The organism is Alteromonas lipotrueae (genome assembly GCF_019249215.1).
In the GTDB taxonomy this organism is placed as follows: domain Bacteria; phylum Pseudomonadota; class Gammaproteobacteria; order Enterobacterales; family Alteromonadaceae; genus Alteromonas; species Alteromonas lipotrueae.
The window spans coordinates 223,752-236,939 of record NZ_JAESDI010000005.1; the positions used below are offsets into that span (position 1 = coordinate 223,752).

General features: G+C 42.9%; 7 protein-coding genes. All 7 read left to right on the forward strand.

The window, feature by feature from the left end:
* The first annotated feature begins 30 nt into the window (after positions 1-30).
* Positions 31-4,383 carry an alpha-1,6-glucosidase domain-containing protein gene (locus JKP82_RS07385; protein WP_373996589.1) on the forward strand — a complete coding sequence of 1,451 codons (4,353 nt, stop codon included), beginning with the start codon at positions 31-33 and terminating at the stop codon, positions 4,381-4,383.
* 370 nt (positions 4,384-4,753) lie between these two features.
* Positions 4,754-5,620, forward strand: coding sequence for a patatin-like phospholipase family protein (locus tag JKP82_RS07390; protein ID WP_218396463.1), 867 nt, complete (start codon positions 4,754-4,756; stop codon positions 5,618-5,620).
* A gap of 136 nt (positions 5,621-5,756) precedes the next feature.
* On the forward strand, positions 5,757-6,272 hold the full coding sequence (locus JKP82_RS07395; RefSeq protein ID WP_057791637.1) for an RNA methyltransferase: 516 nt from the start codon (positions 5,757-5,759) through the stop codon (positions 6,270-6,272).
* Positions 6,273-6,480: 208 nt separating this feature from the next.
* Positions 6,481-7,269, forward strand: a complete 789-nt coding sequence (locus tag JKP82_RS07400) for a PEP-CTERM/exosortase system-associated acyltransferase (RefSeq protein WP_218396465.1) — start codon at positions 6,481-6,483, stop codon at positions 7,267-7,269.
* A 371-nt stretch (positions 7,270-7,640) separates the two neighbouring features.
* Positions 7,641-9,455 (forward strand): alpha-amylase family protein, encoded by a 1,815-nt coding sequence (locus JKP82_RS07405; protein WP_258544357.1) that lies wholly within the window; start codon positions 7,641-7,643, stop codon positions 9,453-9,455.
* A gap of 245 nt (positions 9,456-9,700) precedes the next feature.
* The gene (locus tag JKP82_RS07410; RefSeq protein ID WP_218396467.1) at positions 9,701-11,596 is read left to right on the forward strand and encodes a glycoside hydrolase family 13 protein; all 1,896 of its coding nucleotides are present in this window, start codon (positions 9,701-9,703) and stop codon (positions 11,594-11,596) included.
* A gap of 38 nt (positions 11,597-11,634) precedes the next feature.
* Entirely contained in the window at positions 11,635-13,125 is a 1,491-nt protein-coding gene (locus tag JKP82_RS07415; RefSeq protein WP_218396469.1) for an MFS transporter, read from the forward strand.
* Positions 13,126-13,188 lie beyond the last annotated feature (63 nt).

Genomic DNA, 13,188 nt, shown 5'->3' on the forward strand with positions numbered 1-13,188 from the left:
TTTATGAAAAAGAAAAATTTGGAGTTATCCATGTTAACAAAACCAATATCAATGCTGAAGATGTGGCGCATTGCAGTGCTTATCCTAACGGCGCTCTTTATAGTAGGTTGTGGAGGCTCAGGTGTTGAGTCTGGCTCGAACAATTTACTGACTTGTAATGTACCAAACGTACCTAATGCAGACGGCACAGCGTGCGTCGCGCCGCCGCCTATTCAATGTGATGCACCCACGGTACCTAATGAAACTAATGATGCGTGTGTAGTTGGCGCCGATCCGAGTTTGCCACTACCGGTATTTTTCCCTGCCGATAATCAAGCAGTTTTATACTACAACCGCGCGGCTGTTGATGCTGATAATTCCACAAACGACCCCGCGTACGAAGGCTGGCGTTTACATACATGGAACAATGATGAATGCGACGCTTATGCCGATGCAGATACTGACTGGGCAAACGGACGTCAACATACGGGTATCGATCCTAATTATGGTGCGTATTGGGTATTAGATTTAAAAGACAATTTTGATAACTGCCACAATTTTATCATTCACTTAGGCACTGACGATGCCGGTAAAGAGCTGGGCGGTTCAGACTTTCAAGCTTCGCTAGTTCAAGATGATGAAACGTACGTGCGTATGAACTTTACGTTGTCAGGGGAGCCCACGTTGTTTGAATACCCCATTATGTCTCTTGGACCACAGCCTGTAGATATAGAAGGTTTTGGTGCACATTGGTTAGATGCTAATACGATATTGTGGGATGTGGCTGATACCGTATCTACCGTGAAGCTTCACTATTCGGCGAATGCTGACTTAGAGAGTTCACTGGAAGATGGTATCAACGGCACCTCAATAGCGTTAATGCCTGCCACGTTAGATGAAAACCAAACTGCTGAAGCTGAAAACCTAGCGGCACTTCAGGCTTGGGAAGGAGACTGGAGCCTAGAGGACGCTAAAACTGTCTTAACCACTCAGGCCGTAGTAGGGGGGTATGACAGTGACGGGGTTCTAATAGCAGCAACAGGCTTACAAAACGCAAAGGCTATAGATGCTATCTATACCGCGGGTGATGAAGATGCAAACGAAGCAAGTTTAGGTGCTGTTTATTCTGACACGGGTATTGCTGTATCGGTATGGGCCCCCACAGCGCAAAATGTAGATTTGCTAACTTACAACGACAATAAAACCCTGGCGAGTCGCTATACGATGACGCGCGACACTAATACAGGTATCTGGCAATTTGAAGGCGATATGTCGTTAGATAGACAACTTTATCGCTATGAAGTCACGGTTTTTCATCCGCAAACGGGGGCGGTAGAAGTACTTGAAGTTACAGACCCTTATTCGGTAAGCCTTAGCACCAATGGCCGCTTCTCTCGCTTTGTGAACTTATCAGATGATGATTTAAAACCAGACGGGTGGGATACTCAGAACATTCCTACATTAGAAAACCCTGAAGATGCGGTTATTTATGAGGGCCATGTTCGTGATTTCAGTATTCGCGATATGTCTACAAGCGAAGCAAATCGTGGTAAGTATTTAGCATTTACAGAGCAAAACACGGCCCCTGTTTTACATCTACAAAAATTGGTTGAGGCAGGCTTAAACTACTTCCATGTGCTGCCCGCAAACGATATTGCCACCATTGATGAAGACCCAACAAAGACCGTTGGTTTATTCGACACGGTAGCAGACTTATGTCGCCTTAATGCGGATGCCGTGGTTTGTGAGGAAGAAAACAGTGCCATATTACTTATTGATGTATATAACAGCTACGACCCTCTCGCTGAAGCAGCGAAAGCACAGCAGCTCACAAGTGATATGCGTGCTATTGATGGTTTCAACTGGGGGTACGATCCACATCATTTCAACGCACCAGAAGGTAGCTATGCATCAAATGCAGAAGGTGTAGAACGAATTGTCGAAATGCGGGCAATGATTCAAGCCCTGCATGAGATGGGACTTCGTGTTGCATTAGATGTGGTATACAACCATACCAATGCTTCTGGCGTGTTTGCGAAATCTATACTGGACAAAGTTGTACCTGGGTATTTCCATCGTTATGAAACCGACACCGGTGATATTGTTCGTGAAACCTGCTGTGATGATACTGAACCGCGTAACGTAATGATGAAAAAATTAATGCTGGATTCATTACTCCTGTGGACCGAGCATTACAAATACGATGCTTTTCGCTTTGACATCATGAGCCAAGCTTCTAAAGAGACGATGTTGCAATTGCGCAACAGCGTACAAGCATTAGATGAAGATAATTACTTCTACGGTGAGGGCTGGACGCGCATCGACAGAGGCTACGAACAAGCGAACCAGCTGAATATGGCCGGTACGCAAATAGGCACGTACAACGATAGAATTCGTGAAGCTATTCGCCAAGGTAATATCTTTTCACCTGAGTCTGACGCGCTGTTAAGCGACCAAGACAAAGTGAAAATGAGCATGATAGGCACACTGCAAGACTATGTGCTTGAAACCTCGGCAGGCGTAGCTAGCAATACCAGTAACCTAGGTGGTTACGCATTAGACCCAGCCGACATTATTAATTATGTATCTAAACATGATAATGAAACCTTATGGGATCAGCTGAACTATACATTACCAATGGACATTTCGTTGAGTGAGCGCGTACGTGCACAAAACGTAGCTATCGGTATTCCGCTTGTGTCGCAAGGTATTCCATTCTTACAGATGGGCGGTGATTTACTGCGATCTAAGTCTATGGACAGAAACACCTATGACGCAGGTGATTGGTTCAATTTCGTTGATTTTACCTATGAAACCAATAACTGGAACGTGGGTTTACCGTTAGCTGAAGACAATGAAGTTCGTTGGGAAGAAATGGGGGAGTTTATTTATAGCCCAGAACGTGATGCATCTATGGCCGACATCATATTTGCGTCAGAGGTATTTAACGAGTTGCTTGCCATTCGTATGGAAAGTCCGTTATTTCGTTTAACCTCCGCTGACGACATCATCGACCGTATTGGCTTTCATAATATTGGTTCAAACCAGCAAAAAGGTTTGATAGCCATGAGCATTGATGACGGTGTTGCTTCTGACGCTGACACTGACGGAGAAGCCCGCGCCGATCTTGATACGCAAAATGATGCCATTGTTGTGCTTGTGAATACGGGGTACGAAACGAAATCCATTAGTATTAATACCGCAACTGGGTTTTCATTACATGCACTGCAAATGAACTCAAGTGATGAAGCGGTTCGAGGGGCAACGTTTAACGAAGCAGAAGACGGGAATGGTATTTTCACCGTTCCAGCACTGACTATTGCTGTATTTGTGAAACCACAATCAGGCGCACAAGGTTATGGGTTATCGGCCTATGCAACTTCTGGTGCGCCGGATGTTGTGCCTTATGGCGAGACTACCCCTTACCTTCGCGGCGATATGAACGGTTGGACGACTGATAACCCATTCATTTATAAAGGTGATGGCGTATACGAAGTTGCCGTTGCCCTTGAGGGTGGAACCACTTACGGCTTTAAGTTTGCTTCAGAAGATTGGGAAACGGTTAACTTTGGTGCTGCAGAAGGTGATGATGCTGCGCTGATAGAAAATGAGCCTAAAGTGTTAGCGCGGACCAACAATAATTTAGCATTCACGCCAGCAATAAACGCCACGTATTTATTTACCATTAATGCCTCTGAATCTGAATCACCGGTGCTAACGGTGATTAACGAAGAGCCCTATGTTGGAACACCTGTGTTTATTCGAGGTGCAGTAAACGATTGGGGCACCAGTGACGAACTTCTGTATCAAGGGGGGCGTATCTATATGGTGACAATGGACATAGACCCTGGTAGTTATGAATTCAAAGTCGCTTCTGAAGATTGGGATACGGTTAACTTTGGTGCATTAAGTGCTGATGACGCGGATAAAAATGTAAACGTTGGCCAAACGACTGCCTTGGCAAGAACAAACGATAATCTGCTTCTGACCATTGAAGAAGCTGACCGTTATGTGTTTGTTTTTGATGTGAATGACGAGAATAACCCTACTATAGGTGTGTATAAAGAGGCCTATTTCGGTGACACGGAAGTATACGTTCGTGGTGGGATGAACGGGTGGGGAACCACTGACCTATTTACCTATCAAGGTGATGGTGAATACACGGTAGACATTGAACTCAGCGTAGGAAGTGCAGAGTTTAAAGTGGCATCAGAAGATTGGAATACCGTTAACTTGGGTAATCCAAATGATGCGACATCTAACCTTGTGACCCCAGGGCAGCCAAAAGTGTTGTCATTTAGCAACAATAATCTCGTTATTGAAGTCAGTGATGCAGGGCTATACGAATTTAAAGTATCTGGCCCTAATGGTCAGTCGCCTACACTTACCGTAAACGCTAAATAATCCTCAAAATTTAGTTAAAAACTAAAGCCGTGGTTTTCCACGGCTTTTTCATTTGTTAAACCATTTTTCCATCAAGCAAATCAGCTTTTCTTTTACATCTTTCTCATCCGATTCCGGCAAAATAAAAGTTTGCGCTATTGGAACATAGTTTGCTTTATTTAACCTACGCTATAGGCGGTCACCACATGTCATTGCAACATAGTAAAAGTGCATGATTATGCACAGCTGCGCATTAACGAAAGGTATGCGCGTCGAAAGGTCTGTTTGAGTGACATTGTCATCCCTGGGCTTCACATGGCTAGGGGCGCTACAGTAGATGGATTTAATTAAGCAGTAAGGTCGACATATTGCGTTTACGGAGATTGAAACAATGAAATCAGCTTTAGTGGTAGAAGGTGGTGCGATGCGCGGAGTTTTTGCAGCTGGCGTATTGGATAAGTTCATGGAACAAAACTACTATCCGTTCGATTTCGCTATAGGAGTTTCAGCGGGAGCAACTAACCTTTCCACTTACGTGGCTAGAATGCCCGGTCTTAGCAAAACCATTATTACGCAATACGCCACTAAACGAGAATTTTTTAGCCCAATGAGATTTATAAAGGGTGGGCATATGACTGATGTACATTGGTTATGGCACCATTCTAAGAAGTCACTAGGTATACCAGCGCCAGGTGAAAAAGCAGCCATGCCATTGTATGTAGGGATCACCAACGTCGAGTCGGGTGAATGTGAATACATTCAAGCAACGGAAGCAAATGTTGATGCATTGATGGTGGCATCCTGTGCCATTCCAACAGCGTTCAGAGAGCAGCCCATCATAGAGGGCAAACGCTATGTTGATGGCGGTGTAGCTGATGCTATACCGGTAAGAAAAGCTTATGAGATGGGTGCCCGTGAGATTACTGTGGTGCTCTCTCAACCTAAGGGCTTTACAAAACCTACAGTGAAAACAGCGTGGCTGTTAGAAAAAATGTATGGCGGTCAACCTGCCTTACTAGATAAGATGAGGAAAAGATCAAATATTTATAACGAAACATTGAATTTTCTTTTAAATCCGCCGTCTGACTGCACGATTACGGTCATAGCGCCTGATGAAGCATTTTGCGTTAGGCGCTTAACAATGGATAAAAAGAAATTACTGCGTGGCTATGGGCAGGGAAGACGGATGGCAAGACGAGTTATATCGAACTCGAAAGTAGAATCGCAGATTACACACAGTAATAAAACCGTCGCGTAAATAAACTAAAGTATAACAATATTAAGCGATACCGAGCTAACTAATAAATTAGAATGGCGTGACATAGCAGTACCCAAAGTGGCAGTATCAAAAAACTATTGCGCAATAAAATAACAGAATAATAAAAAGAGGTCGTGTGAGTTCCCTTTCGCTTTCAAAGCAAACAGTAAGTATCGGGTTAGTGAACCCGAAAAACCCCGTTAATGTTGCCTCAATTTTACGAGCTGCAGGTTGTTACGGAGTATCAAGTGTGTTTTACACCGGATACAGATACCGGATTGCAAAGAACTTTAATGCTGATACGAAGGCTTTCCATAAAAAGATCCCTACTATTGGCGTTGATGACTTAAAAGAGGTCGTGCCAGAAAATGCAAGTGTAGTAGCCATAGAGCTAGTAGAAGGCGCGTTACCTTTACCAGAATTTAAACACCCCGAAAATGCAATGTACATTTTCGGACCAGAAGATGGCAGTTTAGATAAAAGCGTACTTGAGTGGTGTGACCATGTTGTCTACATACCCACCTATTCGTGTATGAATCTAGCTGCTACCGCTAACGTTGTTCTTTACGATCGTTTAGCAAAATCAGAGTATATCTCAGGTAATAGCCTCATACGTGAGAGCCGGGATAATAATAATCAATCAAAACTATAAATCGGTTTGAATCGTTGTATTCGAGAGTGAAATTGTGTGTGAGCACAAGGTGAGCTTTTGTCATGCTTTTCAAACTGGGCCTGCTAAATCTATAGAGGACCAAAAATTGAAAAAACGTGTCGCTACTTCGCTAAATAAATTAAAAACAATTCATAACCATATTTCTTCTAACTTGAAGAAATTGAGAAACAAAAGAAAGAAAAAACAGATGGATGAGCTATCAAATTTTTTCTTTAGTCGTTACTCACTTGTGGTAGCACAAAACAACGAAGACCGAGAGACATGTTTCAGCACAAGGCACGAAGTTTATTGTGAAGAAATGAACTTCGAAAAAGAGCGCTCTACGGGCTTGGAAATTGATAGATATGATGACTATTCTGTCAATTGTTACATCAAACACTTACCAACAGGGGATTGTGCAGGAACGATTCGTATCATTATGCCTGCTCTTCGCAACCAAGCCTTACCGCTAGAGGAAAAGTGTATTCACGCTATTGAAGACAAAGCGTTAGTGCCCGCTCAGCTTGGTAGAACTTCAATCTGTGAAATTTCTCGTTTAGCTATTCCGAAGTCGTTTAGAGTCAGACAACTTAAAGCTAAAGCGCCATTCAAGCCTTCTGGTAAACAGAAAGTGAGTAAAGCGGAAAGCGTGCTGCTGGAACACATACCTTATTTGTCTTTGGCGCTCTACTTCATCGCCCTAAGCATTTGCGTTGAACAGGAAATGGAATATGCCTACGTATTGATGGAGCCTAAATTGGCACGCCGATTAAAAATGTTTGGGTTTAATTTTGAACGTTTGGGCGACCCAATTGACTACAACGGCTTGCGTGCCGTGTATCGCATTAAGCCAAAATCTATCGAGAGTGAATTAACACCGGCGCTGCGTAGCTTTTTATTGCGAATTAAAAATGATCTTACCGGCAGCTTAACTGAAAATATGTTTGGTGCCACCATGAAAGCAGAAGAAGAATTTACTGCCAGTAAAGCGGCATAGTATCTGTATAATTTTGAGCACTTTTTTCTCTATAGACGACTAAAATATTCCAGATTGAGGGACAAATCGAAGAACAAGGGAAACGGAACAAAGCAATCACATCGTATTAATTTATTACTGAATACGTATGGAATTGTTTTAACATTCCCTTAACGAGTATGCTATTGGCAATCCAATACAAAGGTATGCTTGTAGTGTTAGATATCAAAAATACAAATCACCTCCACGTGCTCAAAAGTGTGGCAAAAAACGCGGCACAAACTCCTCTAATAAGCGCTGACAAAAGCTCAAAGTTTAAGAAATTAACGGTAGCGGTTTTATCTCTAGGCCTATTATCCTGTATCGCTTACCCACAGTCAGGAGCCGATCTCATGGAAAATGAGAACGCGAATAACTCAGTGACAGAAATTCCCTCTAATTCTGGCAAGCCCGTGGTATATCAGGTCTTTACTCGATTGTTCGGGAATACCAATACAACCAATAAACCTTGGGGCACAATCGAAGAAAATGGTGTGGGGAAATTTAGTGATTTCACACCACAAGCGCTTCAAAGTATTAAAGCCTTAGGTACCACTCATATTTGGTATACCGGTGTACCACATCATGCCCTTGCTACCAGCTACCTTAATTTTGGTATTACTGACGATGATCCTGATGTTATTAAAGGGCGTGCCGGTTCACCTTATGCAGTTAAAGATTATTACAACGTTAACCCTGATTTAGCAGATAACCCCGCAAATCGGTTACATGAATTTGAAGCGCTTATCCAGCGCACTCATCAGCACGGTATGAAAGTGGTTATCGATATAGTGCCTAATCATGTTGCACGCCGTTATCAATCTTTTTCGCCACGCCATGATAACTTCGGTGCTAACGATGATACATCGCAAGGGTATTCTCGAGACAATAATTTCTATTACATACCCAAAACACCTTTTGTATTGCCAGAGGGCGTTGCAGATAGCGTTTTAGGCGGCAAAGCTACTGAAAAAAATCAGCATCATTTGGTTGACGGAAAGTTTGATGAATTTCCGGCTAAATGGACGGGCAACGGCAGTCGAGCACCACAGCCCGATATTAACGACTGGTATGAAACCGTTAAGATTAATTACGGCGTAAAACCAGACGGAAGCTACGACTTTCCTAAGTTACCAGAAGCCTATCGGAATATGCCTGTAGAAGAGCATGCCGCTTTTTGGGCTGATAAATCGTTACCTGATTCGTGGTACAAATTCAGAGACATCGCCATTTACTGGCTAGATAAAGGCGTTGATGGTTTTCGGTTCGACATGGCTGAAATGGTGCCCGTAGAATTCTGGTCATTTTTAAACAGCGCCATTAAACACAGAAACCCGGATGCGTTTTTGCTAGCGGAAGTTTATCAACCCGATAGATACAGAGACTACATTCAGCTAGGAAAGATGGATTATCTCTACGATAAAGTGGGCTTTTATGACACCTTGAAAACGATAATGAAAGGAGAGGGTAAGGTAAGTGAGTTGGTTAGTGTGCACGATGAAGTTAGCGATATTGCGACTCATATGCTGCACTTTCTCGAGAACCACGACGAACAACGTATCGCTAGTCCGGAATTTGCTGGAAGTGCAGAAAAAGGTAAACCTGCGCTCGCCGTTAGCGCACTGATAAGTGCTTCACCAACCCTCTTGTATTTTGGTCAGGATTTAGGTGAGGACGGTAGTGAAGAAGCGGGGTTTGGCGACCCTAGTCGTACTTCAATTTTTGACTATATTGGTGTGCCCGCACATCAGCGGTTTATGAATGGTGGCAAGTTTGACGCAGGCCAGTCTTCAAGCGAAGAAAAAGCATTACACAATTTCTATAAAGAGACTATGGGTATTGTAGCTACTAATCCTGCTGTAACCGGAAAATATGAAAGCCTACATGCATTGAATCTCGCCGCAGACAGCACAGCATACACGGAAATGCAATTTGCTTTTGTGAGAAAAAAAAATGAGCATGGTATAGTTGTTATTGCTAACTTTAGTACAGAATCTTCTGGCACTATAACGTTAACCATTCCTATTTCTACACTACAAAAAAATACCACTGAACTCACTCTTGAGCCTTTACTTTCTCATAAAGGAATAACATTTAATCTCAGTGGTTCGAATTACACAGCGACACTTTCATTAAACGGATTAGAAACAAGAGTATTCGAATTTTAACTACTTGTGTGAATTTTGCTTCGATTGCAGAATCAAAACCTTCTATTTATGTTAATTCGCATGGATTTTTACTTGCCGATTCGTGAATACGTATGCATAACATTGGTTCAAATCAAAGCGCAGGTTAGTATCTGAATTCTGTCTTTCACTTAACGTAATTTTAACATGGGGTTGATGTGTTCAATTTAAACCGCGTAAATAAGGCCGTTCGTCCAATAGGCATTCCAAAGCGAAAAAGTGTTCTAATGGCACTTTTTACATCTGCATTAATACTTCCCGTATTTAACTGTTATTCATCACAAGAAAGTAGTTTAGACGTTTACCCACCTAACTGGTGGGTAGGTATGCATGATAGTAATGTTGAACTGATGATCTATGGCGACGATATAGCTGATGATACGGTTACAATTGTTAATAGCGACGTTGTGCTTCGAGAAAAGCATGCACTTGAAAGCGCGAACTACTTGTTCGTTACATTAGATACTTCAAAAGCAAAAGCTGGAGATGTCAAACTCCGATTTGTCGATACTGATGGCTCTACACGCGACATTAGTTATTCGTTGCAAAAGAGAAGGAATGGTTCTGCGTTACGAAAAGGTTTTGGTCCGCGAGATGCTATCTACTTGATTGCTCCAGACAGGTTTGTTAATGGCGACAAAGACAACGACGATATTGAGGGATTTATCGACAAGGCGGATCGCTCGTTAAAAGGCGGTCGGCATGGCGGTGACATTGAAGGTATTATTCAGCATCTTGATTACATAGAAGCGTTAGGTTTTACCCAACTGTGGTCCATGCCGCTTCTTGAAAACGCTATGGATACATATAGCTATCATGGTTATTCGACTACAGACTATTACCAAATTGACCCTCGCTATGGTACTAACGAAGACTTCTTGATGTTAAGTCACGCAGCAAATAAACGGGGTATTGGTGTTATCATGGATATGGTTCTCAACCATATAGGTAGCAATCACAAATGGATGGAAGATACCCCTTCAAGTGACTGGATAAACAATGATAGTAAGTTTATTGGTACTACGCATAAACGTGAGTCACTTCACGACCCTCATGCGATAAAAAGTGATATCAAAGGGTTTAGCGATGGTTGGTTTGTACCTACCATGCCAGATTTAAATCAACGCAATCCTCATCTTGCAAACTATCTTATCCAAAATGCCATTTGGTGGGTTGAAAGTGCTAATTTAAGTGGGATTCGAGTAGATACGTATTCGTACCCCGATAAAGCTTTTTTAAGCGATTGGACGAACCGTCTAATCAGCGAGTACCCGAAGCTCAATATAGTAGGAGAAGAATGGTCAGTTAACCCTGCTATAACAGCTTATTGGCAAGCAGGGAGTAAGAGACATGATGACTACGATAGCGCGTTGCCTTCCGTCATGGATTTTCCACTACAAGCAGCAGTCATTAAGGCGCTGACTAACGAAGAAAGTTGGAATTCGGGGTTTATCAGTATATATGAGACACTCGCCACTGATTTTCTTTACGGCGATCCGAACAACTTGGTTATATTTCCTGACAACCATGACATGAGTCGAATTTATACACAACTTGGTCATGATGTAGAAAAGTGGAATATGGCGATGTCGTTACTGCTTACGACTCGTGGGATACCTCAGGTGTTTTACGGCACCGAAATACTCATGCAAAACGAGGGCAGTGAGGACCACGGCATTATTCGTTCTGACTTTCCAGGCGGTTGGCCTTCTGATAGTAAGAAAAATGCATTTACTGGCAAAGGATTAACTACCGATGAACGTTGGGCTCAGCAACGGATCAAACAACTTCTTCAACTGCGAAAAACACACCCTTTACAATTTGAAGGCTCTCTTAAACATTACGCCCCAACTGATGGTGTTTATACGTTTTTCCGTGAACCTATTTCAACACCCGAGGGCAAGAAAAATAGTAAGATTAGCGCACTAACGCCAAATGAAACGCAAGGTGACAAAATTATGGTTATCTTAAATAAAGAGACTGTGGATTTACCGATGACTACCTATGACGAAATGCTGTCTTCACACAAAACGTTAACGCGTGTAAGCGATGGTAAGTCATACAAAACCACTGATACCATATCTTTACCTGCTATGTCCGCAACCGTTTTTATTGCGCATTAATGCGAATTATCTAAGTAAAACAATAAATAGAGCAAAATATGCAAGCAACTCAACCACGCCTTTCTTTCTGGCAAATATGGAACGTCAGTTTTGGCTTTCTTGGCGTACAATTTGGCTTTGCGCTGCAAAATGCCAATGTGAGCCGAATCCTTTCCGACCTAGGGGCAGACCTACATTCATTATCACTTTTCTGGCTAGTAGCGCCAATTATGGGGTTAATTGTACAACCTATTGTTGGCTCAGCGTCTGACAGAACCTGGAACCGTTTAGGTCGAAGACGACCTTTTATTCTTGCAGGTGCTGTAGCTGCAGTACTAGGTATGATTTTATTACCTAATGCGCCTTTATTTGTGGCCTTTCTAGCGCCGATGCTAATGGGGGCGCTGATGGTCGCGCTAATGGATGCATCGTTTAATGTGTGCTTTCAGCCTTTCCGCTCTTTAGTGTCGGATATGGTGCCACCGTCGCAGCGTAACATTGGTTATTCCATACAATCGTTGCTAATCAATATTGGTGCAGTAATAGGTTCAATTTTGCCCTTTGTGTTAACTAACGTGGTTGGCCTTGAAAATACTGCGCAAATGGGAGAAGTCGCACCGTCTGTTATTTGGGCTTTCTATATTGGGGCTACGGTATTGCTTGGTACGGTTATCTGGACTGTTTTTCGCACCAAGGAATACTCGCCCGAAGAGTACAATAGATACAAAGGCCTAAGCACTGAAAATGACGTTAAGCCAGAAATTACGCCAAAAGCACCATTTATCGAGCGTATGAAAGCATTTTTTTCCTTGGTTGTTCATATGCCTAAAACCATGAAGCAACTTGCCGTAGTGCAATTTTTCTCATGGTTTGCGCTATTTATTATGTGGGTATACACCACACCTGCAATTACCCAGCACATTTGGGGAGTGGACAAAATATGGTGGGATCCAGCGCACATTGCCTCAGTTGCTCAAGTACCCGACGCTATTGTAGCCGCTAAAGGCGCAGCCGGTGACTGGGTGGGTATATTGTTTGCTGCTTATTCGGTATTCGCAGCCGTCTTCTCAGTATTTCTCGCTCGACTCGCCGACAAGTTTGGCAGAAAAACTATTTACGCTGGGGCGTTAATTTTAGGTGGCTTAAGCTACGTTAGTTTTCTGTTCTTCCAAGACCTCACCATGGTGAATGTAAACTTATTGATTACTGAAGTTACCGTGCCCCTTGGGGCAGTGAAGCTTCTTATCCCAATGATTGGGGTAGGGATTGCATGGGCCGCTATTTTAGCGATGCCTTATGCCATGCTAGCGGGCGCGTTACCGGCCAACAAAACCGGCGTTTATATGGGCATATTTAACTTCACGGTAGCCGCACCACAGATAGTGTCTGGCTTAACCGCAGGCTGGATTTTAAGTAGTGTGTTCGATAACGAAGCTAAATACATTATTGTTGTCGCCGGAGCGTCCATGTTATTGGGGGCCATCGCTGTATTTTTCGTAAAAGAACACGACGTAGTAGAAGCTGAAGTCGCTGATAAGGAACTAGCATAATGATTCATAAAGTAAAAAACCTTACCGTTGCCGTTACACTTGCTTTGGGAGTAGGCACGATAA

Excerpts from the sequence above, each read along its gene's own strand:
- JKP82_RS07385 (WP_373996589.1), top strand. The coding sequence starts at position 31 with ATGTTAACAAAACCAATATCAATGCTGAAGATGTGGCGCATTGCAGTG.
- JKP82_RS07390 (WP_218396463.1), top strand. The coding sequence starts at position 4,754 with ATGAAATCAGCTTTAGTGGTAGAAGGTGGTGCGATGCGCGGAGTTTTT.
- JKP82_RS07400 (WP_218396465.1), top strand. The coding sequence starts at position 6,481 with ATGGATGAGCTATCAAATTTTTTCTTTAGTCGTTACTCACTTGTGGTA.
- JKP82_RS07405 (WP_258544357.1), top strand. The coding sequence starts at position 7,641 with ATGGAAAATGAGAACGCGAATAACTCAGTGACAGAAATTCCCTCTAAT.
- JKP82_RS07410 (WP_218396467.1), top strand. The coding sequence starts at position 9,701 with ATGGCACTTTTTACATCTGCATTAATACTTCCCGTATTTAACTGTTAT.
- JKP82_RS07415 (WP_218396469.1), top strand. The coding sequence starts at position 11,635 with ATGCAAGCAACTCAACCACGCCTTTCTTTCTGGCAAATATGGAACGTC.